We start from the raw sequence: 23,512 nt of genomic DNA on the forward strand, positions 1-23,512 counted from the left end.
AAAAAGAAGCTACCTGTCAAGCAGGCTGATCATGATGTGCTGATTCGGATGAAAGCAAAGGAACATGATCAACACCACCTGGATGAAAAGGATGACATTTACAAATTCGTTTCACGGTCAACCATGAACCTTTCAAAGCACCATGAACTTCAAGCGCCTCAAGGGCATATTGCGAGCAGGTGGGATAGAACCGACACGTAGGTGGCTTCAAGGGTGATATGAACTTTCGATAAAAATGAATCGGTATTTGTAAGGTTTTTTTTATCTTCATCCGTTAATTGTTCTCCTGCCTCTGCTAGCAAATAAATGGCTTTAAACAATCATGCCTTAAAACCAATCGGACGTCAACAAGAGAGGAAATTGGTCATTCTGGTAAGTGAAAACATCGTAGAAACGTAGGATATAGCGTAACTGAAACAAACGCTCGCATCCACTTCTCAAACAAATACGGTGTGCATTCCACTCCACTAGAGTTTAGATTGTTCAGATATGAATAAACATGTAATCGCTTTTTGTTCTTTAAGTAAGTCTCTAAACTAGATAAGGGTAGGCATTTATTGGATAGCTTGCATACAATATCTTGGACTTGCATGGGTTCAGAGTTCACTTCTGTTGAAAACGGCATTGAAACTGCTGAGACTTCTTGAGAAGTTATGTCTTTCTTCCTCGCAAAATGAAATCGTCTATGCTCACTTCTAAAACTAGCAAAATCAATTTTCTGAAGGAGTAATCTTGCACTGCGATAGTTTACCGCGAGAGCAGTTGCAAGCCTGGTCGGTGTGTAAGTACGTTCATTTTCAATTAGTAACTGTATTGCTCGAAACCAAGTAAGTAAGGAAAGCTTAGAATTATGCATGACAGTTCCTGCAGTTAACGAAACCTGCATTTTGCATGCTGAGCATTCAAGTAGCCTCCTGCCTGTAATCTTGTAAGCGTGGTGGTGTTCACAGCGAGGGCAGCAAAAACCTATTGACCAACGCTTATTCATCAAGTAAATTTCACAATCTTCTTCTGTTTGAAAAATATGAGATTCAACATCATATAATTGAAGCTCCATTATCACACATCCCTCAATAAACAAACATTTGTTCTTATATATTTTATCACATCCCCCGCGTTATTTAAACCTATTATTAACAAAAAATGTAATGAAGTTGTTTTTTATTGAATGATCAATGTTAAGCAAAAAGAAAGAGACTGCATCCTTCTTCTTAGCGTTTCCTGTTATATCTACAAAATGATAATCATGCAAAAAAAATTATACATTAGTGCTGTACATTATCACAGTTATTTTCTTGGAAAATTCACTTTTGTAGATATCACAGGTTAGTGAAGAAAGTTGGAGACTCTGGTCTACAATGTCTTTTTGAATTATTGCATTTATTGGAATTATCGGTTTTGGTCAGTCGGGTCTGTTGAATCCGTTTGGTCTGTTGCGACTGTTGTATCTGTTGGGTCTGTTGGGTCTGTTGGGTCTGTTGGGTCTGTTGGGTCTGTTGGGTCTGTTGGGTCTGTTGGGTCTGTTGGGTCTGTTGGGTCTGTTGGGTCTGTTGGGTCTGTTGGGTCCGTTGGGTCTGTTGGGTCTGTTGAACCTATCAGTTCTCTGCTATTTTTCGATAGTTTTAATATGGAGCGTTTCTGCAATAATGCCGGCAGTTTCTTCAATTGCTTTATTGGTTACGTTGATGACTGTACATTTAAGTTGTTCCATGATGGCGTTGGCATAGTCAAGTTCTTCTTGAACCCGCTGAAGTGTAGCGTATGATGAACCTATGGGTAGACCGATGGCTTTAACTCTTTCAAGTCGGATCTGTAAGATATGATTGACGTCCATAGTAAGGCCAATAATGCGATTGCTTGGAATTTTATACAACTCGGAAGGAAGCGTGACTTCTGGGATGATAGGTAGGTTAGCGGATTTAATGCCATTGTGCGCTAGAAATATGCTAAGTGGAGTTTTGGAAGTACGAGACACACCGATGAGAACGACTTCGGCTTTGAGCATACCGCGGGTATCTTTACCATCATCGTATTTAACAGCAAATTGAATTGCCTCAACCCGACGAAAATAGTCGGCGTCCATTTCATGGAGCAAGTCTTGCTTACTATGCCTCGGAACATCCCCATAGGTATCCATGAACGCTTGCAGCATGGGTCCCATGATATCAACAGCCCGGACGCCAAGTCGAAGCGATTCTCTTTTTAATAAATCCCTCAGCTCAGGCTGTACAAGTGTGTAAGCGACAAAGCCTCCGGCAGCCGAAGCTTCTTGCAACATTAAACGAATTTCATTTCCTTGGCAGATATGACTGTAACGTTTGATCTGAACCTGCTTATTATTAAATTGACGAATTGTGGCACGGGCCACAGCGTCGGCGGTATCTCCTATTGAATCTGAGCAAATAAATAAATGCTGCTGTTCATTCACAGTGATTCCTCCCTTTACTTTACCTTCAGAAACCCCGTCTTCTCTCAGAACTACTATAGTAAATTTTTTACTATAAAGCAAAAAATATCTATTTCCAATGTTTAATAGAGGCTCCTTGTTCTGATTTTGTAATTTGGAGTTCCCGAAGGATGCTAGGTGAAGTTTTATAATGTATAGCAATTTATTTGCGAATGAGCGCAGCAAATAAGCGAAAAACAAACTGATGATACGAAATAACAAACAAAAACCCGACGCTCTCCATCAGAGAGAGGTCGGGTTTCTTTGTACTACGCAGACGGTTTAAAAACAAAATTCCTTGCTATATAAAGGACTGGTGTGGAAGCAATTGAAATAACAAACTTGATTCCATAAGTGGTTAGGAATATTTGCAGCCAAACCGACCAATCATAAACACCACCGAACGCAATACTACAAAATACGAATGAATCGACCAATTGGCTAATTCCCGTACTTCCATTATTACGAATCCAGAGTTGATTGCGGGATGGAAATACTTTTTTCAAATAAGTGTAAATTCGAACATCAAGAAATTGCGAGATAAAATAAGCAGCCAAGCTACCTAAAGCAATACGGGGCAACAGTCCAAAAATAGTTTCCAGTGAGGACTGGCCGATATCTGACTCTTGCGGAGTGAATACCATCGCCATCTGCATGATGATAATCGACATAATAAGCGTAAAAAAGCCAAACCAAACCGCCTTTTTCGCATCTTTTTCGCCGTACTTTTCATTCAGTAAATCGGTTGTTAGATAGATGGTCCCATACATCGTATTGCCGAGCGTCATAACAAGTCCAAACATTTCAATCGTTTTGACGACTTGAATGTTAGCGAGCACCGTTGCAACACCTACCCACGCGTACAGGCCCTGCTTACCGAAAAAGCGATAACAAATAAGAAAGAGCACGAAATTCACAAGGACGAATCCCACGCCCCATAAAAAGTTAAACATACCCATTAAAGCCTCCTAGTTTTGATAACGCGGGAAGATCACGAACCGCGGCTTTGCTTTACAAAGCGTTGTTGATTATATCATAAAGCAATTAAGAGGTGAACACCTTTTTCCCGAAAATCCGATTGTAGATGACTCCGCTTATGATTACGACGCAGGCGAAAATCAGCAGCAAGTTGCTGTAAGGAACCGCTTTTGCCGTGTTTAGAAGAGGATTCTCATAGAGATTCATGAAACCACCGTCAATTAACTTGGCAACTACTGCGGTTCCAACAGTACCAGATATAAAGCTAATTAGGTTAAACAATCCCATTCCAATACTCGTTTCATGGACTTCGAGCGTCAGTGACACTCGGTTTGCAAGGGCCGTTTGGATAAATGAGAATCCTACATTGCGAAAGAAACCGTAGAAGTTAACAGCCCGAATATTTTCCCACGATCTGCAGCAGAAAAGTAACGAGCAACTACAACCATGATTAACGCTGGAATGGCCGACGCACCAGCTCCTTGAATTTCCCTCCTCATTCTTATTGATCTTCAGCCATTTTATCAAAAGTACACGCCTAGAGACTGGAAAAAACAATTGTAATTACACTCAACTGTAATGTTAAATGTTATAGTTTAAGCTGTCAACGAGTCTCTTCCTTCTTTACAAAATATATAAGATAATGTACGAATGGAAACTGATAACAATGAACAGGAGCTTTCTTCTATGTCGATCTATTTGCAAATCCTCAAGCGGTTACCCTCCCGCATCATGATTATTTCATTGCCCCTTCTACTCATGCTCATGGTCGAATGGCTGGCACGTGGCAGCTATCAAGAACTTCATAAGTGGGTTGTCACTCACCCCCTCTCCATGGTTCTTGCTTATTTCGTTGTGGGGAGCCTTTACCTGCTGCTTATTGCCATAACAGGAAGAAGCCGCCTCTCCTTCTGGCTGCTATGTGCGTCTCTACTCCCGCTCGGTATTTTGAGTGGCAGCAAGCTAAAAGCGATTGGGGCTCCCTATTACCCTTGGGATTTGATGTTCCATAATCGAATCGTGGAGTATCGCGTTTTCCTTAATCAATATTGGAGCTTTGGTATTATCGCCTTGGTTTTTGGCTTTCTTCTCCTACTAGCCGTCTTGTTTCACTTGATTTTACGTCGCCATCCAATTCGTTTTCCGTGGATTGAAAGAATGATTTATGCTGGAATTGCTATCGTGATGATGACGAGCTTGTATACGGATAAGCCAATTCCTTTTATGAAGATGTACGGATTGTACACGGTCCCATGGGATCAAACGATTACTTATGATGAAAATGGGTTTCTATTTTCTTCTGTACAAATGCTCGGCTTCTTGAGTGTAGCAAAGCCCGAAGGTTACAGCAAAAAAGCTGTTACCTCAATTTTGAATCAGATTCCTGAGAAAAAGGCTATTAATGAAAAAAAACCGAATATCATCGTCATGTTGAGTGAGTCATTCTGGGATCCGACTGTTATGAAAAATGTGAAGTTCAGCCAAGATCCCATTCCATTTCTGCATGACCTGCAAAAAACATATACGGGCGGTTGGATGCTCTCGCCTCAGTTCGGAGGAAGCACAGCCAACGTGGAGTTTGAAGTCCTGTCTAGCAACTCCATGCGCTTTTTCGGTAAATCACCTGATAAAATAATACCTTACATCGAGTACATGAATCATGGCGTCGACTCTCTAGCCAGCATCACGACTAGACAGGGCTATTCAGCCACCGCCATCAATCCTTTTTTCAGTTGGTTCTTTGACAGTCGTAAGGTTTACAAACATTTTGGTTTCTCTCGCTTTATCAGCAGTGAATTTTTCCCAAATGATTTTGAAGGACCTAACTACGCGGATCGTGCGGTCGCGAAAAAAATCATTGAGGAAACGGAAAAAAGTCCCGGTCCTGATTTTATTTTCGCAAATACGATGGAAAACCATCATCCTTACAAACCAGGGAAATTCAGCAAGAACACGATTGAAGTCGCTGGTGATATCTCAGTAGAGTCAAAAGGCTTGCTTGAAACTTATGCCCAAGGCATAACGGATGCTGACAAATGCTTGCAAATGCTTGTTGATTACTACAGCAAGCGCTCTGAGCCTACAATTATCCTCTTCTTCGGCGATCATTTACCTTTTCTAGAGGATAACTACAAAGTATATCGCGATGCCGATTATGTGCTTCCGGATGACCCGGATCTATATACCAAAACCCATAATACCCCATTCGTGATCTGGAATAATTTTGTACCTAAGGATCAAGAAAAGACAAATCTTCATCTCAGTCCATCTTTCCTTGGACCTACACTGCTCCATTTAGCAGGTATCCAAGGCAGTTATTACACAGATTATTTGTACGATTTATCACAAAAAATCCCTGTTATTCCCCCAAATGACATGTGGGACAAATATCAGATTAAAGCAAGTGATCTTAACGATTATGCTAAACTACAGTACGATAATCTCTTCGGAAGCCGCTATGGGTATGAAGCCAAAGGCTATAGGGATACAATCGTCCAGCCAAATTATACCCTTGGTTATGGCGACCCCATTATTAGGAACGTAGTTAAGGTGGAAAACAAGTTGGAAATTGAAGGCTCCAATTTCTTCTCCTCCTGCAGTGTGTATGTGGATGGAGTAGCCTATAAATCCAGCTTTGATGGGATGGCTACGCTTTATGCCGATCTTCCTGATGATTCCTCCTTTGATGCAAATAAAGCGCATCAAATTGAGGTTCGCATCATCGATGACAAGAAAATGAAGATCGGTCAATCAAACCTTTATCTACTCCCCAAGTCATGACACGAGCCCCCTTCGGAATAGGATGTAACCATATCCTTTCCATGAGGGGGTTTTTCCTATGAACGGAGCGATTCCTCCTGCTCATGTCCACTTCTTCACGACAAAAACCTCTGAAACGTTACATCATTATCATCTACTTCGTCTTTATACGTTCTCTGTTAATGGCACAGCCTATGACGGCCATGTCCATCAATACCAAGGAATTACAGGAATTAAATATGGCCACTTTCATAATTACTATGGACAAACGGGTCCCGCCATCCCCCTAAGAGATGGTTCGCACATCCATATCCTTAAAGGCGTTGTCGAGCCTAATGCCTATAACACCTCAAGAAAAGGTGCGCTTGTCAAATCCGCTGAAAAGGAAGGACTGATTTCCGAGCTTCATCAACATACGTATTTCGGCTACTCTACGATCGGTTTCGGGTATGAATTCTAAACCTTCTTATCAAAAAAAAGTTAAGGAAAGAGCAGAAAGGCTCTTTCCTTAACTCCTAAAAGCAAGGCTAGTCCAAAGCAATTACACGAATCGACCAACTGAATTCAAAAGTTCCACCTGCAGCAATGCCTTTAGCGCCTGAAAGATCAGCCGAAAACGGCTCATTGAACACGTTCATAATCGATGTATAAGGCTCCAGGGATACGGCATCCGACCATGGGGCTGTAAAGAGCACATGGATCGGAAAGCGATCTCCCATGTCGTATACAAGCTTAGTCCCTCTCGCTTCGTAGTGCAGCTCGCAAGACTGGTGTCCCGGCTTGATGGTAAGCATTTGTGATCCGCCTGGGTATTCTGGCAGCTCTGTAACAAGCTGGCCTTGATGAAGTGCCGCTGTAAGCGCTGACGGCGCTGGCTCGCCTGCTGCGTAACCGTCTTCGCTGAGCGGCCATTCTGCCGCTGCGGGAATAACTACGCGCACGCGACTGGCTTCTTCCTTCGCGAATGCGAAGTAAGGATGGAAGCCTAGCGAGAGCGGCATCGACTGCGAGCTGCGGTTGGCGATCTCACCGCTGAGCGACAGCGTACCGTCCTTCAGCCGGTACGTGAAACGAAAGCATGCGGCGTGTGGAAAATACGCCAGCATTTCTGGATGCTCCGCGAAGTCAATCTCCGCGGAAACGTAAGCCCCTTCAGCGGCATCTGCGCCGCTAGCAACGACTTTCCACGGCCGCTCGCGCAGCTCGCCGTGGGCATGATGTGGCTCCCGATTCGCAGGGAGCCGGTATTCGCGGCCTTCGAAGGTGAAGGCTGCTTGTTTGACGCGTCCCGGTGGGAATAGAATCGGCACGCCGTAACGTGAGGACTGTGCGCGAAGAACCGCCAGGCTTTCTGGCTTCGCGATGTAAGATTCGTTCCCAACATCAAACCGGAATAAATGAAAACCAACGGCCGGAATGACTTCGGCCTCCGCTTTCGCCGCATGATCGACTAATTTAAATGTCGAAACACCGTCCCATTCACTTGAAATAATCTCATATGTACGCATGTTTTTCCTCCTGAAATAAGTTATTAACTGCATTAAACACTTATATGATTTTTTAAATTAATTCTGTGATAGTAGACGTATACAAGAAATGTTCCCGCCAGCAGGATTAGGGTCGTCACCAAGCTTCCTTCTGCTCCGAATGAACCACCCGCCAATAAATCGGTTCCACTTTGTTCAATTTGAATAATAGAAGCTACTCGTGTTCCTGAAACGTCAAAGCCGAACACATTACCTTGCAAGAAATTCCATGACAAATGCATACCGATTGGCATCCATAGACCACCCGAACATACCCGGCTTACCCCGAATAAAAGGCCTGCAAGAAGCAGATTAATAATTGGTAAAGACGTACTCCACATCCCCGGATTAAAGGAGTGGAGAAAAGCGAATACGATTGTTGAAACAATAACGCTGGCAATCGTGCCGAACCTATTTTTCACAAGCCCTTGCAAATAACCACGGGCAAACAATTCCTCATTAACGGCTACGCCAATGAAAAGCAAGAAGCCTCCTATCATTTCCTGGGCAATCGTTCCGTTCCACTGTATAGAAACGATCTTAACCCCACCAACTAACCATATTAAACCACAACTAGCTGAAATAAGTATAATACCTGCTGCAAAGCCTTCACCCATTTTTCTCCATAGCTGGTCGGCATACAAACCTAGCGGCCACTTTTGGCGCCTCTCAAAAATTGCGTAGTTGATGACAACACCGCCAATAAAACCAATGATTTGAGCCCATAAAGCGGCTTTGATGAAAAAAGCGTCTCTGGCTACCGCATCCATGCTCATCTCTAATGCAGGCTGCCTTGCTATCGCAAGGACCGCAGCCGCTATGGACAATATCACGGTTATAATAACAATAAACACAACGCAAAGCATAACTTTACCGAGTATCGATAGAATCGATATTCCTACACCCTTACGATCGTTCATATGATCCTCCTCTCCATTCACAATATTCGAGAGCGGTCCTTCATATCCTGCCGATTTCCAAAAGCGGAAGTTCTCTCTTGTGCAAATGGTTGTCGCATGACACAATAGAGAAAACTTGCCTTGATGGAGGAACTATGCTTTTCGTTTTATTCGCACTATGGATCATAGCCTTATTACTATTGATTATCGATCCAAGATCAAGCACAATGCGCTGGATGAGTGCTGTAGCCTTTACAGGTGGAATCGGAGCACTTGCAGCCGTCTTATCAGAAAATATCATCCCTTACGTTAAGCAAACAATACCGAATCCTTCTGTAAGCGAGCTCTTATTTCACATCCAAGCAACAAGCTCATTGCTTTCCTACTATGGCTTACCTTACTCTTTTGCGATGCTGGCTTTACAATATAATCCTTCTTGGCCGAATCAGAAAACGCGAACATTTTTACCTTACCTTCTGCTACTACCCCCAATTGCATGTATCCTTCTTACCCCAGGGTATACAGAAGTAATGCCTATTACGTTTCCTATCGTAGCTTGTTGGGTTGTTCCTTATATTGTGACGGGCGCTATACTTATTGCAAGTAGAAAAGAACGGCTTCCCGGCATGCAGCGAACGCATCTGTTCACTTGTTTGGCCTTACTGCCACCCATCCTATGCTTTGCCGTACTGAACTATGTCATGCCAAGTCTAGGTTATTATCGAATGTGGATTTATCACACGTGGATACTTGCCTTAGTTGTGCCTTTTTTAATTTTCACTTTTTTTAAATACGGTTTTCTTGGCATGAGGCTGCTCATTGAAAGACGCAAACTCGATTCCACCTTACGTGCGATTACGTCAGGAACGGCAATTATGAATCATGCAATTAAAAACGATGTTGGCAAAATGCGCTTATTCCTTGAGAAAATGAAGCAATACGCGGAAGAGACGAATCAGCCTGAGCTTATGCTAGATTTAGACGTTGTCATGGGTGCATCCATGCATATTCGGGATATGATTTCTCGCGTTCATGAGCAGACACAAGAGCTTCCGATCCGAGTATCTCCTGTAAATATGGAAGAACTACTTATCGAAGCACTACAATCCCTGACACCCTATCTGTCTAAAGTGAAGTTAAGTCTTACTATTTCCAAAGAGCTAACACTTGAGATAGATCGCATCCAAATCGCCGAAACGTTGACAAATGTGCTTATGAATGCAGTTGAAGCTATGCCGCTGGGTGGCGAACTCACTGTTAAAGGCTTTATGGCTAAGAAAAATGTCGTCTTGGAGATTCGCGATACTGGAATTGGTATGGAAAAGGCGGTCCTCAAACAAGTACTCGAACCCTTTTATACGACGAAAAGCGGCAGCCGAAATAACTTCGGTCTCGGCCTAGCTTATTGCTACAGTGTTATGAAAAAACATGGGGGTTCCCTTGAACTTAGCAGCGAAACTAACAAAGGCACAAGCGTATTTCTTACTTTCCCAGGTTCACGACGATTATCGACATAAAGGAGATATTTACATGGAACAAATCAAAATCGTAATTGTCGAGGATGACCGAGATTGGCTGCGCGGATTAACCGCATATCTCAATCGCCAGCCTGATCTTACGGTAACTGCTACAGCTTCAACAGTACAAGAAGCACAAGAACTATTTCGCAGTACAGAACCGCTTGCCAGTATCGCGCTTATGGACATTATGCTGCATGATGAGCCTGCAGGGATTAGTCTTGCGGAGCAAGCGCTAATGGCATGGGGTGTGAAGGTTATCATGCTAACTTCCATGGAAGAGAAAGAATTCATCTTCCGTTCTTTTCAAGCCGGCGCTATTGATTATCAAATAAAATCGAGATTTGAAGAATTGCCAGCAGTAATTCGCGGAGCGCATGCGCGCCAATCTTCCATCAATGCTGCTGTGGCTGAACAAATGCGCGAGGAATTCCGTCGGCTCAAGCGACTGGAGCATGAATTCAAGGTGAAAGAAGTCAGCGATTTGATTACACCGACAGAATTACAAGTACTTGAGCTAATTGATCAAGGACATACCCAAACGGAGATCGCCACTCGCTTCTTCATCTCATTGCGCACAGTAAAAATTCATGTCGGTCATATTTTGAAAAAACTGGGGAGTTCAAGCAGTAAGGAAGCGGCTCAAAAAATTCGCGACCTCGGTCTTTTTGAACAAAACGCTGTTCGTGGCAAAAATAAAGAGAAGCATCAGTGAATATCGCGTTTCTTGAAGCGCCCGCCCTTCACATCGTGGATGTTGCCAACTGCCAGAAATGCGCCAGGATCGAGTTCTTCCACGATGGATTTCAGTTTTGCTTCTTCCAGACGGGTGATGACGCAAAAGATAACTTTTTTGGTATCGCCCGAAAACCCACCTTCCCCTTCCAAATAAGTAACTCCCCGACCAAGGCGATCTAATATAGCTTCGCCAATGGAACGAAAACTGTCGCTAATGATCCAGACGGACTTGGATTCGTCAAACCCTTCGATTGTAACATCGATCATTTTATATGCGATAAAATAAGCAATCAAAGAATACATCGCGCGATCCCAGCTGTAAACGAACCCAGCGCTGCCTAGAATAAACAGATTGAAAAACATAACGATTTCGCCTACGGAAAACGGAATTTTCTTCGAAACTAGAATCGCAACAATTTCTGTACCATCTAGCGAGCCTCCGAACCTGATCACCATACCAACACCGATACCTAGAATGATGCCTCCGAACACAGCCGCAAGCAAGGGATCGATCGTGAGCGGGGGAACCGGGTGAAGCAGCGCCGTACCTATCGACATGACAAGAATTGCGAAAAAAGTGGACAATGCGAACGTTTTACCAATCATTTTATACCCGATATACAGAAAGGGAAGATTTAAAATGGTAAGGAATATCCCCACTTGTACATGGGTTAAATAAGACAAAATAATCGAAATACCTGTGATGCCCCCATCAATAATTCGATTTGGTACAAGAAAAATTTCCAACCCTACTGACATTAATACTGCACCGAAGAATAGAAATACGCTTCGCCGTAGCAAGGTGCTTTTTGTCATTTTTTTATGATGCAATTGAAACGCTGTTCTTTGTTCTGCACTCAACTGTTGGTCAGCCAAAGTGATCCCCTCCTTCTTTATATTTATGTATATGTATTTTCCTTAAACATTTCTCGCCCGAACCACCTTTTTCCTGCAAAACTCATTACATTCCGCCTGAAATACAATGGATAAGCTTATTCTACTAGTCTCATTCTTATCATGTCGCACAAAAAATGTTAGAAGAGCTAACCATCGAATATTGTTATTTCTCATGGTATAATGTCAGAGTTCATTTACAATTTCTTAATCATGGGAGAAACTATGAAACAACAACTAAATCGTATTTGGCTTATTGGGAAAGGACGATGGCCTCTTCTCTTGACTACCTTAATCCCCGTGCTTATTATGGAAATCCTGAGTCGCGGTCATTATCTGGAGATGGTGTCCTGGAGCGTGCAGCATGCCTTACAATTCCTCTTCAATTCATGGATCGTCCTCGGTCTGCTGCTGCTGTTCATTGCGGCAATTGGTAGAACAAGAATCGCTTACTGGGTGCTATCCAGCATCTTGCTTATCTTAGCGCTAATCAGTGGCGTCAAACTCAAAATTCTAGGTGTTCCTCTCTTACCGTGGGATATCGTCCTAACCGGCGAAACCTCTGACATGGTAAAATACGTGACAAACGTTCTGAATCTACGCACACTCATCGGTTTATTGCTGTTTACTGGAGTCAGCTATGTCCTCTTGTACCGCACCCGACTTTTTGTGAAAAAAGTAGCTTGGCGAGAACGCAGTTTTTTAGCTATTCTGGCCCTCCTGATGCTTACCGCTGTAATAACGGATAGACCTATGCCCTTACAGAAATGGTTTGGAATTAAAGCGCTAACATGGAACCAAGCTCAGAATACGAAAACGAATGGCTTCGCGCTTGCAACCGTTTTAAATACGAGATCCATGTTTAGCGATCGACGAGAAGGCTACGATGACAAAGCAGTTGCGGCTATCGTCAATCAAACACCAAAGCCAATTAAAGTCGGCAGTCTTACTGGCAACGTAAAGCCCAATGTGATTGTCGTATTGAGTGAATCATTTTGGGACCCAACCATCATCAAAGGTGTGGAATTTAGTCAGGACCCCATTCCATTCTTCCACAAGCTGCAAGCAAGCGGAACGAGCGGTTGGATGCTATCGCCACAATACGGAGGCGGTACCGCTAACGTGGAGTTCGAGGTTCTCACCGGAAACTCGATGCGCTTCCTGCCTCAAGGCTCGATCGCCTATAACCAATTTATCACGAGTGAGGTTGACTCGTTAGCTAGTATTTATGCAAGACAAGGGTATACCTCGACGGCCATTAGTCCATTTCACAATTGGTACTTTAACAGCAACAAAATCTATGAAGATTTCGGGTTTTCCAAATACATCCCGATTGAATATTTTAAACCTAATTATTCTGGCCCTTATATTGCAGATAGTGAAGTTGCGGCTAATATTATTCATGCAAGTGATCAAAGTGAGGGTCCAGATTTTATATTCGCGAACACGATGGAAAACCATTTCCATTACTTTCCTGGGAAATTCCCTAAAAATACGATCGACGTCAGAGGTGACATAGCTCCCTCTTCTCAAGGCATGTTGGAAACATTAGCTCAAGGCATACAATCAGCGGATAACATGCTAAAGGAGCTCGTTGAACATTATGAGAAAAGCGACGAACCTACGATTATTGCCTTTTGGGGAGATCATCTTCCCTCATTGGGAGACGATTATGCAACTTACATCGACACCAAATACATTAGCGGTAAAGACGATCCAGATTTCTTGAAAAAAATGTATAGCGTTCCACTGGTGGTATGGAACAATTTTGATACACAGCGCAAGGACAATCTCACGATTAGCCCTTCTTTCTTAGGGCCATATCTCATCGAACTATCCAAACAGCAAGGCAGCTATTATACAGATTATTTGCAGGAGCTTTCCAAAAAAATACCTGTCATTCCTCCAAACGACTATTACGCGGGCATGAATATTAAAGAGGAAGACCTTAGAGACTATGAAACACTTCAATATGATATTCTGTTCGGAGATCATCATGCTTACAAAGATTACAAAAACCCGATTATTGACCCTAAATACATGCTAGGCTTCGGTCCTATTACGATTGAAAACGCACAAACGGACACACAGGATTTATCTGGACGGTCGAGCGTAACTATCACTATAAAAGGCAATCATTTACCGACTCTCGGTTATGTCACGCTGAACGGCAAGTCATTGCCAACCACTTGGCTGGATGAAAACAAATTGACTGCCAGAGTTGAAGGCGATGTGCTAAAGACTGGCATTTGGGACATTCAAGTTCAGGTGAAAGATTCTAAAGAAACGGTAATCGGAAAATCCAATACATGGCCTATTGATATGGGAGGCCGTTAACATGCACACAAATTCCCCTGCCGAAACCGGTAAGGGGATTTTCGTATATAATTTACGTTAGAGCCGTCTGTTTTGTACGGTACAGATAATAACTAAGAACGGCAAGTAAAAGGATTCCTGCTGCTCCCCAAAAAATATGTGAATAGGCTTCGGCAAGTGGAATCGACTTTTGCCAAACAATGCTCTTACCGCTCAAGGCCACGCCAAAAGCACCGCCTACGAACTGAATCAATTGTGAAAGCCCCATACCAGCGCCAATTTGCTCCCGCGGCAATATTCGTGACATTTCATTCGATAAACTCGTTGTCAACATCGTCGCTCCAATACTCAGAGGAATATAGATGCAAAGAATCGTATACGGTGACGTGTGACTGAAACAGGCGAAGAGAATTGCGCCAACTAACATAAGCAGGCTACCTCCGCGCAGATTAAGATGATTACCATAACGATCAATCAACCTGCCAATCGGGTTGGAAAGCACAGCGGATACCATAGCACCAGGAAAAATCATTAATCCTGTAAATGATGAGCTCATCCCATACAAGCGGCTCAGCATAAGCGGCATCAGAAACAAAACTGCAAAGTGGGCGGCAAACGCGGCAAAGCTCATAAAGCTAAGAAGCATATACGGCTTATTCGTCAATAATACAGGTTGAACGAAAGGCTGATCCGTTCGTTTGATTCGAAACCAAAATGAAAGTAAGAATATCACTCCAGCAGCCAAGGCTAGCAGCGAGCTAGTCGTCATAAACAGAAGGAGTCCCGTAACACCGATGCCGATAAAGGCTGCGCCTGCGAAGTCAAAACGAACGTGAACGGCCTCTTCTTTCGGAAGCAATTTATAAAAAATTGGCAACAAGAGCACAATAAGGCCCGTAATAACGAATAATCCGTTCCATCCCCAGTATTGTGTAATTAAGCCCCCTAAGACTGGCCCTAGCCCCATGCCGAACGTAGCTGTGGAGATGACGATTGACATCGAACTTCCCCTTCTGCTCATTGGAATATAACGGGTAACGAGCACAATTCCTAAGGCGATCCCTGATCCGGCGCCCGTAGCTTGCAATAAGCGTGCCCCAAACAGCATGACAAAGTGATGGCTGAAAGCACCCAATAAAGAACCAAAAGTAAGAAAACAAATTCCGATAACAAGCAGTCTTCTTATGGGTAGGTAATCGGATAATCGGCTGAAGGTGATTGAGGATAACGCAAACATAATCGAATACCCTGTTACAATCCATGATGCCGTTGCGGAAGATAAAGAGAAGTCCTTCATAATTTGTGGTAACGCCACATTGAACATCGTTGAATTCATAGCAATCAACATGACAGCAACACTCCAAAAACTAAGAACTAGCTTTTCTCTCAGGACGGCCACTTCTGCATGAGGAGTCGAAATCGTTGAAGCTGTATTCGTCGTCATTTGAGTAAAGGATCCCTCCCCTTTTTATTGTTCGAAAGTTATCGAACTATTAAAATTTAACACAGATCATTTCCAAGTTCAAGAAAAAAAGAAAAGCCCTTTCCGGTAAGGAAAAGGCTTTTCCAATTTTTAAATTTTATATCATCTATAGCGATACCATTTTCCCCGTAGCTTCTGATTCAAAAGCAGCAAGAATAACGTTCAAAGCACGCAATCCTTCTTCGCCTGAAATACGCGGCGCTTGGCCTGCTAGAATGCTAGCTACAAACTCATCGATAATACCGCTTGAGGTTTGTTTCGCATTCGTTGCAATCTCCCCAACCCTGTGACGCTCAACTGAGCCATCTCGCAGCTCAACAATGACTTGATCCTCGGGATGGGTACCAATCTTAATTACCCCATTTTCACACCATAGCACAGTTGAGTTGTCCTCACCCTTGTAGTAAGTCCAGCTTGCCACCAGAGTGCCTATTGCCCCACTTGCCATACGGAGCACACACGTCGAATTATCGTCTACTTGCGTGTCTTCTTTATGTCTCGTGCTTACAAAAGCCGCCACTTGCGTTACTTCATCGCTCAAGAGCCAACGAATCAAATCGGACTTATGTACACCCAGATCTCCCATTGCGCCCATGATTGCTTCTTCCTTACGGAAGAACCAACTGTCGCGACCATCAATACTCCAACCCTCAGGTCCTGCATGCCCGAAAGATGTGCGGAATGTCAGCACTTTACCCAGCTTACCGGAATCCAAAATTTCTTTGGCTTTCACATGCGGTGGCATCAATCTTTGGTTGTGTCCAACCATCAGAAATACACCATTTTTCTTTGCGGCTGCGATCATGGCTTCTGCTTCGGCCACTGTTGTAGCAATGGGCTTTTCAACGAGCACGTGTGCTCCGGCATTTGCCACTGCAATTGATACTTCCGCATGAAGATAGTTCGGTGTACAAACACTAACGGCATCCACTTTCTCCTGCTTTAGCATTTCCGCATAACTGCTGTAAGCTTTGCCACCGTGTAGTTGTGCATAGTGCTCCGCTCTTTCAATAATAGGATCAACGAATGCGACAATTTCCACATTCGGATTCCAGCTATACTCAGGAATGTGCCTATATTTGGAAATGGAACCACAACCAACTACGGCAACTTTAATTTTAGTCATCTGATTTATGATCTCCTTTATTGGTTAGTTCTTTACACCTGTATAATGTTCTTTTACCCAGTTCAAACTGTTTGCTACACTAGTAAGCGGTGGTTTCTGACAGTGATCTTGCTCTACAACCAGCCATTCAACGCCAGCTTGCTCTGCTGCTTTAATAACTTTCTCTAGCTCCACTTCACCTTGACCGAGCTCCAACGTAACAATTTTACCCTCTGCATCTTTACTGAAATCTTTAAAATGGACAAGCGGCAAACGTCCAGCATATTTAGCAATATACGCTAATGGATCTTGACCTGCGAATTGAACCCAGCATACATCCATCTCAACGTTAATTGCATTTTCACCTTTTTGCGCATACATCGCATCGAAGACAAATTGACCATTCACATGTAAATGGAATTCAAAGTCGTGGTTATGGTACAGGAATTGCAATCCTTGCTTCTTCGTTGCTTCAGCAAACGTTTCACAATCGGCAATGATTTGCTGCCATTGTTCTACCGTTTGACGTTGTTCGTCAGCGACGTAAGGACAAATGATATAGGTAGCCCCCAACGTACGGAGAAACTCAATTTCTCCTTGTAAGTTGTTTCTCAAGTTATCCAAACTTACATGACTTCCAATCGCTTTCAATCCGATCTCATCCAAAAGTTGTTTCAATTGCTCTGCCGGCATACCGTAGTACCCTGCAAATTCAACACCTTCGTACCCCAACTTCGCTACATGACGAAGCGTACCCTCCATATCTAGAGCCATATCATCTCTAAGCGTATACAATTGCAAACCAATTCCAATATGTGCCATTCTAGTTCCCCATTTCATACAATTATATTTGCAAAGCCTATAAAACATGCACCTTTATGATGATATTATACGGGAGAATGGCTTATTATGACCATTCACGATATAATTAAAACATCTCTTATTTGGCTATGAAAGGTGAACAGCAAGATGGACACAGTGGAAACAGAGATCTTAACCTGCGGCTATTCCTTCCATATGGACAATTTTAATTTCAGTGCCAAAAATGGGCTCAATACTTATCTTTTTCGTTTGCAAACAGAGGGCTCCTGCGAGGCTCTCGTGGAAGGGCATATCCGTCTGATTGAAGCTGGAGACTTACTACTCTATAAGCCGGGCGATCCTTATGAGCTTCGTATTGAAGAGCATCCCGATCAACTGCATGGCAAAATTGCCAGTGGGGACTATTATTTGTTCTGTAAGGGAGCATGGGTTGATGCCTGGTGGAACCGCAGTCCGAAAGCTGCTTGCAACCGCATCGATCTGGATGCACGATTGATTTCGCTTTGGCGTCAACTCATACTGGAAAAGCGGAGAATGGAAGAAGAAAACCGTGAGCTCAGCGGTTATTTGCTGCAAGCACTTTGCTTGTATGTTGAACGTGCTGCAACGGAGACCGTCTCCTTACAAGGGCGTCCCTTCACTGGGACGCGCATGAAGCGCTTCATCGAAGCGCACGCGACGGTGACTTTTAAGATTGAGGACGTAGCTGCTCATGTTGGACTGAGCGTATCTCGTGCTGTGCATTTGTTCAAGGAATGCTTCGGCAAGACCATGGTTCAGTACGCTCTTGAAGTTCGCCTAACCAGCGCTGTCGAGCGCATGCATGACAGCTCGATGTCACTGGAGCAAATTGCCTTAAGCTGCGGTTTCGGCAGCTATCCTTATTTCCACAGAGCCTTCAAAGTTAGGTTTGGCTTATCACCCAAACTATTTCGCCAGAAGGCTCAACAGAACTAGAAATCGCCCTCCCGACTTACCGTGGGAGGGCGACCTAATCAGAACTTTTAGCGATCCAGCAGCTCTGATATCGTCGTACAACGATAGCCATCACGCTGAAGCTCGAACAAAATAACGGCAAGAGCTTGCACCGTTTGTTCCCTATTGCATGTCGCCGCTTCGCTACCGTCATGCAGCAACACAATATTGCCCGGCTCTACATTCGTCAGCGCTTTCCTGACAATTTGGTCTGCCCCTACGGAATTCCAGTCTTTCGTATCCTTATTCTCTGTCCACAAGATCATTCGATATAACAAGCGATGAACAAGAGCTAGCGTTTGTTCATTATACTCCCCATAGGGAGGGCGAAAGAGAGTAGGCTTGACCGCCCCTGCTTTCCAAAGGGCTTTTTCCGCCTCCTCTAGTTCTTCAAGCAGCTCTTCATCGGATAAAGTACTCACATCAGCGTGACTCCATGTATGATTGCCAACCTCATGGCCTTCCGCGATAATTTGCTTTACCAATTCAGGATACTTTTGAACGTGACAGCCTAGGAGAAAAAAGGTAGCTTTCGCCTTATACTTCTTCAGCAACTGCAAGATTTGCGGTGTGTAAACCGGGTGTGGACCGTCATCAAAGGTCAGACATACAGCCTTTTGTGCATGATCAATATGTTCAATGACCGATCCAGCAAGCATCTTAGTCCTCATCCTACTTGCTGTAGTGAACGATTAGCTTTATACAGCGTCTCCCACATGTCGCTTTCTTTTTGCATTAAGTTTTTTGCCATATCAATCATTTTGTCTCGCTCTAACGTGAAGGGCCTATGCGCAAAAATCAAAGCTTTGTGCTTACCAAACAAATTTCGTATAATTTGCCAACCATCATGGATCTGATCCACTTGGGTCACTAGATTCTCGTATAAGTCATTATCAATATGACCCGATTCAACCAAGTATTGAAACAGATATTTGCTTGCAATCTGACGATTAAAAAAGGATTCCGTTCCAATCATACTGTAATCCAAATGTGAAGTTACCTCATCTGAATTCGGATCGAATTCCCACAATCCATCAAAGGAAAACTCAGCGATTTCTCGTATAAGTCGCTCACTGTGATCAATCACCTCTTGAAAAGAAAACACGTAAGGCACATGTTCATCCAATACCATTTCTACATAAGGATATTTAAACACTTCACTATTCATGAAATAATCCGAATTTTTGAAACAAGTTACCAGAGTATCTTCAGAAATTTCAAATTCGTTATATCCATTCAAATTATCATCTAAAACAAAAAACACGTTACGTGCCTCATCGTAGCCTTTAATTATTGAGTAGTGACTCCAATGATACCGTTGAAAGCAATAGGAACCTGGTATCCAGCTATAAAGATCCACACACAACGAAATAATGCGCTGCTCTTTAATTAATACTTTAATCTCATCCACAAATCTCTCTTCATCTAGAAAAAAATGAGGTTTTAATTCAAATTTAAAAGCAGAAGTCATTTGCTGAAACCAAGGCAGCTTCACAGCAGGGAGACGAAAGCTAGGATCTTTGTAGTTGTTCGTGTGTTCAAAGGAATGATGATTCATATAGGCTGCAAGTCTATACGCTTTATCAAAATGAGTAGCCAATGAAAACATACCGTTTAGAAAGCAGTTCATCCAAAAATCGCTAAAAGGTTTAATATCATAACTATATGTTGGCTTATTCATTCATTCAGCTCCCCTTATCTAGAACTCGCAGGTAAACGTAAGCTCGCAAAATGCTGAACTACATGCTCGAGTCGTTCGTTGTAAGCTTCTACCCCTTCCCAATCACGTGCCAGAATTAATGTAAACAAGCGTCCTGTATATGAACCGCTGCTGGCATCTAATCGGAGAGGCAAGGTTGCTGAAGTATAAACAAGCACACCCTCGCCAGTCGCTTGGTTATAGAGAATGTTTTCTTGCTGCAGCACCCTTTGCAGTTCATCGTAATCACACGGAGAGTCGGATACAAGCTTGAAATATCTGGAGTACAACCTCTGTTCGCCTAAAACATGCCCAATGAAAGAAATATACGTGGACAGCGTAAATCTTCCATTAATTTCAATAATCGGGATAATTAAATCATCGTCCGTAATGATGGAATCAATACCGGCAACCCCAGAATATCCAATACTATAAAGGTAATTTCCAATCCGTTTCCCGAAGTCATGATATGCTTCTAATACCACCTCATCTAACTCGGCTGGCGCTTTGGAGCCAATATAGACTGTATCCCGCAGTACCTGCTGTTTGATTGAGAAAACATCAACCTCGCCATTAGGTGCGACATAAATTTGATAATTCACATCAGCCTTCTTCAGATACCAGCCTTCAACCAACCATTTCGCATCCTCATGGCTGCGGGCTACTCGAGCTAGTCGCGCCAAAATTGCCGATAACTTTTCTGGACTCTCAATGATATAGAGACCCTTTCCAGAAGCGCCATGCGGTTCTTTGATAATGATTTTCTCAAATCGTTGTTCTCCGTTCGTTAACCGTTCATATTCATCTCGAATTTCCTGCACAGAATGACATACTTTGCCCTGGCATACGTCTAAACCAAGCTGTTCTGCAATGTGTCTGTTAAATATTTTGTCATTCACGACTGCATTCACACCTGAAGGAGCCCCAACGAGTTGAAGACCGCAATTATTCGCAATGCTTTCTTCCAAGTGCGTAACAGCATAAGGAACGAAATAAACATCATCAGCGTCTTTCGCGATATTCGATAGTGTCTTTTGTAGTTGTTCATCTTTTAGCACAAGTTCAGAGATTGGCGTTAATGGATCTGTCTCTTCCGGCACAAGGATTGTTGGAGTCGCGAATCCAAGTCGCTTCAAGTGCGCTAAGTACGACTCCGAAGGTCGTTCTCTTAAAATAAGCACATCTTGCTCTCGACATAAAAGAAGGTTCATCTCTTCTACCCGATTGACAGTCATTTCCTCACTACGATCCACAATGCCCGCATGGACTCGGTTCCAATATTTCTCTGCTCCAATGTTTAAAATCCAGATCAAGATCCCTCTATCTCGATTCACAGTTAAATACTCAATCAAGTGAAATGTTTGGCTCATGTCCGTTGCAGAAGTTCTTCATGTGTAGACAACAGCTTTTGTCCCTTGAAGAAATCTTCCACACTCCCCCTCTCTCTTAAAACATGGACTTGCCCCTGTTTATAGAGCACCTCTGCAGGGAGTTGGTGACTCAAAAACAGGACAGGCGAATGCGTTAAACCATAGGCCCCGGACTTCTCTACGACGATATAATCGCCTGAATCCACCTTGCCAAGCTTTACTTTTTGTCCAATGACATCCGTTGGCGTGCAGAGTGAGCCAACAACCGTAACTTCTGTTAACTCGTCTTGCTCTTCTTGACTGTGAACATGCATGGGAAAGTTGTTACGAATGTGTCTACCTAAAAATGCGGAGGAAGCATGATGATTCGACCCACCATCGCATACGACATACTTAGTCCCTTTGCTTTCTTTCACATAAAGGACCTTGGTCACGAATAAACCAGATTCAGCCATAAGAAAACGCCCGCTCTCCACCCCAATACGTGTTCCTTCAAGTTTGTGCGCATAAGTTTCCCAAACGGTTTGAAGCCCCTTACCCAGCTCATCCATATCCAAATACTGTTCTCCTGTAAAGTAAGGAATACCGAAACCACCCCCTAGATCAAGGAATTGGAGCGGAAAAGCGTAAGTCTCAGAAACCGTAATGGCCAGTTTAATAATTTCTTCCATATTTTTAATAATAAGTGAAGCTGCCAACATTTGTGAGCCTGTATAGATGTGTAAACCGATCAATTTCAAATAAGGAAGTGATTGAATCGTTCCAAGTGCTTCTTCCAGTTGCGATTGATCAATGCCAAATTGAGTAGGTACGCCAGTCATGCGGAGTCCAGCCCCCGACAGATTGAAATCCGGATTTATGCGAACGGAGATAGGAACTTGTCTGCCCTTCTTTTGTCCAATGTGATTAATTAAGATTGCTTCTTCTAATGATTCGACATTGATACTGTAAATTTGCCTGTCAATGGAAGTCTCTAGCTCTTCGATCGTTTTACCTGGGCTTGTAAAAATGATTTGATCAGGTGTGAAGCCTGCCTGGAAGGCAGTTTGGAGCTCTGCCAGCGAGGCAACCTCAATCTGACTTCCAAGCTTCTTAAACAATTGACAGACACCCAATAATGGATTGGCTTTTACGGAATAGAACACTTCGAAATGCTTCGGTAAGCAGCTTTTCAACAGCTTGTATTGATGCTCTATCTTTTCTCCATCATAGATATAGATTGGTGTGTTGAACTCATTCACGATGTGGGTGATAACCTCTTGATTCATAATTTCCCTCCCAACGATGGATAGATTACAGGGGAGCCCTTTAGGACTCCCAGTTTCTGCGCAATATAATCCTCAATAAATAGTTCAACGATTTTAGAATTGCCATTCAACACGAAGACATGTGTATTACGACCTGCTTTCACGTCCTCAAGCAATCCCACATAGGCTTCTCTCATCTGTTTCAAATAGTACAAATCTTTATTAGGAATTTGATCATTTTGAGAAATAGCCTTGTTCGGATGGAACAAGGTTTTCCCTCTTATTGCGATTCGCTCGTAGCAAATTTGTGGAGGCGTGTCACAGAACAATAACCAGTCTGGTTTACGAGTAAACCGTACTATGATTTTACCAATCAGCTTACTTGCCCCATTAACTGCATCACGCGTTGCACCTGTGTACACATACCTATCGGCAATTACCACTTGCTTTTTTTTCAATAAGGGCACCATAACTCTAAAATAATCAATCAGAAAACCAATCCACTGCAGAAGACTGTATACATTTGGTGTCAACCAGCCCCAAACGTCGATTTTTGCAGCAATCGATCTTATAATCGGATTGGAATTCCATTCCAACACGTTTACCTGATAACCAGAGGCTCGCAATTGATTAGAAAGTTTCACAATCGTTTCGCTTTTACCCGACCCGCTAATCCCCTCACAAACGATCAATACGCCTTGATTCTTATTTACTATCGCTCTTTTTCCATTCATAAC

General features: G+C 43.1%; 23 protein-coding genes. 6 read left to right on the forward strand and 17 right to left on the reverse strand.

What is annotated here, in order from left to right; all coding sequences use genetic code 11:
* Positions 1-16: 16 nt before the first annotated feature.
* The 6 genes from yidD to GK047_RS09500 all read right to left on the reverse strand — a co-directional run bounded on the left by yidD (position 17) and on the right by GK047_RS09500 (position 3,924).
* Entirely contained in the window at positions 17-271 is a 255-nt protein-coding gene (gene yidD, locus GK047_RS09470) for a membrane protein insertion efficiency factor YidD (RefSeq protein WP_163944712.1), read from the reverse strand.
* Between the two features lie 93 nt (positions 272-364).
* Complete coding sequence (locus GK047_RS09475; RefSeq protein ID WP_163944715.1) at positions 365-1,057, reverse strand: transposase; 693 nt, start codon at positions 1,055-1,057, stop codon at positions 365-367.
* A 549-nt stretch (positions 1,058-1,606) separates the two neighbouring features.
* Positions 1,607-2,434, reverse strand: a complete 828-nt coding sequence (locus GK047_RS09485; RefSeq protein ID WP_481855971.1) for a pyruvate, water dikinase regulatory protein — start codon at positions 2,432-2,434, stop codon at positions 1,607-1,609.
* A gap of 281 nt (positions 2,435-2,715) precedes the next feature.
* Positions 2,716-3,399 (reverse strand): queuosine precursor transporter, encoded by a 684-nt coding sequence (locus GK047_RS09490; protein ID WP_163944722.1) that lies wholly within the window; start codon positions 3,397-3,399, stop codon positions 2,716-2,718.
* Positions 3,400-3,490: 91 nt separating this feature from the next.
* Positions 3,491-3,751, reverse strand: coding sequence for a hypothetical protein (locus GK047_RS09495; protein ID WP_205516586.1), 261 nt, complete (start codon positions 3,749-3,751; stop codon positions 3,491-3,493).
* 35 nt (positions 3,752-3,786) lie between these two features.
* The gene (locus tag GK047_RS09500; protein WP_163944728.1) at positions 3,787-3,924 is read right to left on the reverse strand and encodes a hypothetical protein; all 138 of its coding nucleotides are present in this window, start codon (positions 3,922-3,924) and stop codon (positions 3,787-3,789) included.
* Between the two features lie 187 nt (positions 3,925-4,111).
* Here GK047_RS09500 and GK047_RS09505 point away from each other — a divergent pair, with 187 nt between their 5' ends.
* Positions 4,112-6,205 (forward strand): LTA synthase family protein, encoded by a 2,094-nt coding sequence (locus GK047_RS09505; protein WP_163944731.1) that lies wholly within the window; start codon positions 4,112-4,114, stop codon positions 6,203-6,205.
* Between the two features lie 58 nt (positions 6,206-6,263).
* On the forward strand, positions 6,264-6,644 hold the full coding sequence (locus GK047_RS09510; RefSeq protein ID WP_163944734.1) for a YmaF family protein: 381 nt from the start codon (positions 6,264-6,266) through the stop codon (positions 6,642-6,644).
* Between the two features lie 67 nt (positions 6,645-6,711).
* Here the strand turns inward: GK047_RS09510 and GK047_RS09515 are convergent, their stop codons facing one another.
* Together GK047_RS09515 and GK047_RS09520 are read right to left on the reverse strand one after the other, a co-directional pair.
* Positions 6,712-7,692, reverse strand: coding sequence for an aldose 1-epimerase (locus GK047_RS09515; protein ID WP_163944737.1), 981 nt, complete (start codon positions 7,690-7,692; stop codon positions 6,712-6,714).
* 32 nt (positions 7,693-7,724) lie between these two features.
* Positions 7,725-8,630: a CPBP family intramembrane glutamic endopeptidase gene (locus GK047_RS09520; RefSeq protein ID WP_163944740.1), complete on the reverse strand. Its 906-nt coding sequence runs from the start codon at positions 8,628-8,630 to the stop codon at positions 7,725-7,727.
* Between the two features lie 134 nt (positions 8,631-8,764).
* Here GK047_RS09520 and GK047_RS09525 point away from each other — a divergent pair, with 134 nt between their 5' ends.
* Together GK047_RS09525 and GK047_RS09530 are read left to right on the forward strand one after the other, a co-directional pair.
* Complete coding sequence (locus GK047_RS09525; RefSeq protein ID WP_163944743.1) at positions 8,765-10,126, forward strand: sensor histidine kinase; 1,362 nt, start codon at positions 8,765-8,767, stop codon at positions 10,124-10,126.
* 13 nt (positions 10,127-10,139) lie between these two features.
* Positions 10,140-10,841 (forward strand): response regulator transcription factor, encoded by a 702-nt coding sequence (locus GK047_RS09530; RefSeq protein WP_205516588.1) that lies wholly within the window; start codon positions 10,140-10,142, stop codon positions 10,839-10,841.
* Here the strand turns inward: GK047_RS09530 and GK047_RS09535 are convergent.
* The gene (locus GK047_RS09535; RefSeq protein ID WP_163945309.1) at positions 10,835-11,680 is read right to left on the reverse strand and encodes a YitT family protein; all 846 of its coding nucleotides are present in this window, start codon (positions 11,678-11,680) and stop codon (positions 10,835-10,837) included. The two genes, GK047_RS09530 and GK047_RS09535, sit on opposite strands and share 7 nt — an antisense overlap.
* A 303-nt stretch (positions 11,681-11,983) precedes the next feature.
* Between GK047_RS09535 and GK047_RS09540 the strand changes: the two genes are divergently transcribed.
* Positions 11,984-14,095 (forward strand): LTA synthase family protein, encoded by a 2,112-nt coding sequence (locus GK047_RS09540; protein WP_163944747.1) that lies wholly within the window; start codon positions 11,984-11,986, stop codon positions 14,093-14,095.
* A 52-nt stretch (positions 14,096-14,147) separates the two neighbouring features.
* Here GK047_RS09540 and GK047_RS09545 read toward each other — a convergent pair whose 3' ends face one another.
* The 3 genes from GK047_RS09545 to GK047_RS09555 form a co-directional block, all read right to left on the reverse strand.
* On the reverse strand, positions 14,148-15,518 hold the full coding sequence (locus GK047_RS09545) for an MFS transporter (protein WP_205516590.1): 1,371 nt from the start codon (positions 15,516-15,518) through the stop codon (positions 14,148-14,150).
* A gap of 145 nt (positions 15,519-15,663) precedes the next feature.
* Positions 15,664-16,683, reverse strand: a complete 1,020-nt coding sequence (locus GK047_RS09550; RefSeq protein WP_163944749.1) for a Gfo/Idh/MocA family protein — start codon at positions 16,681-16,683, stop codon at positions 15,664-15,666.
* A 24-nt stretch (positions 16,684-16,707) separates the two neighbouring features.
* Positions 16,708-17,484 carry a sugar phosphate isomerase/epimerase family protein gene (locus tag GK047_RS09555; RefSeq protein WP_163944752.1) on the reverse strand — a complete coding sequence of 259 codons (777 nt, stop codon included), beginning with the start codon at positions 17,482-17,484 and terminating at the stop codon, positions 16,708-16,710.
* 147 nt (positions 17,485-17,631) lie between these two features.
* On the opposite strand from GK047_RS09555, the gene GK047_RS09560 reads away from it, so the two are divergent.
* The gene (locus GK047_RS09560; protein ID WP_205516592.1) at positions 17,632-18,441 is read left to right on the forward strand and encodes a helix-turn-helix domain-containing protein; all 810 of its coding nucleotides are present in this window, start codon (positions 17,632-17,634) and stop codon (positions 18,439-18,441) included.
* Positions 18,442-18,488: 47 nt separating this feature from the next.
* Here the strand turns inward: GK047_RS09560 and GK047_RS09565 are convergent, their stop codons facing one another.
* Genes GK047_RS09565 through GK047_RS09585 form a run of 5 tightly spaced genes read right to left on the reverse strand, consistent with a single transcriptional unit; the run spans position 18,489 to position 23,509 of the window.
* Complete coding sequence (locus GK047_RS09565; RefSeq protein ID WP_163944755.1) at positions 18,489-19,118, reverse strand: polysaccharide deacetylase family protein; 630 nt, start codon at positions 19,116-19,118, stop codon at positions 18,489-18,491.
* A gap of 8 nt (positions 19,119-19,126) precedes the next feature.
* Entirely contained in the window at positions 19,127-20,140 is a 1,014-nt protein-coding gene (locus GK047_RS09570; protein ID WP_163944758.1) for a hypothetical protein, read from the reverse strand.
* Positions 20,141-20,154: 14 nt separating this feature from the next.
* Positions 20,155-21,528, reverse strand: a complete 1,374-nt coding sequence (locus GK047_RS09575; protein WP_163944762.1) for a preATP grasp domain-containing protein — start codon at positions 21,526-21,528, stop codon at positions 20,155-20,157.
* Positions 21,525-22,796, reverse strand: coding sequence for a type III PLP-dependent enzyme (locus GK047_RS09580; protein WP_163944764.1), 1,272 nt, complete (start codon positions 22,794-22,796; stop codon positions 21,525-21,527). The genes GK047_RS09575 and GK047_RS09580 overlap by 4 nt, the downstream gene beginning before the upstream one ends.
* Positions 22,793-23,509, reverse strand: a complete 717-nt coding sequence (locus GK047_RS09585) for a nucleoside/nucleotide kinase family protein (RefSeq protein WP_163944768.1) — start codon at positions 23,507-23,509, stop codon at positions 22,793-22,795. The genes GK047_RS09580 and GK047_RS09585 overlap by 4 nt, the downstream gene beginning before the upstream one ends.
* Between the last annotated feature and the right edge of the window lie 3 nt (positions 23,510-23,512).

This window comes from Paenibacillus sp. SYP-B3998, from assembly GCF_010820665.1.
Lineage (GTDB): Bacteria > Bacillota > Bacilli > Paenibacillales > NBRC-103111 > Paenibacillus_E.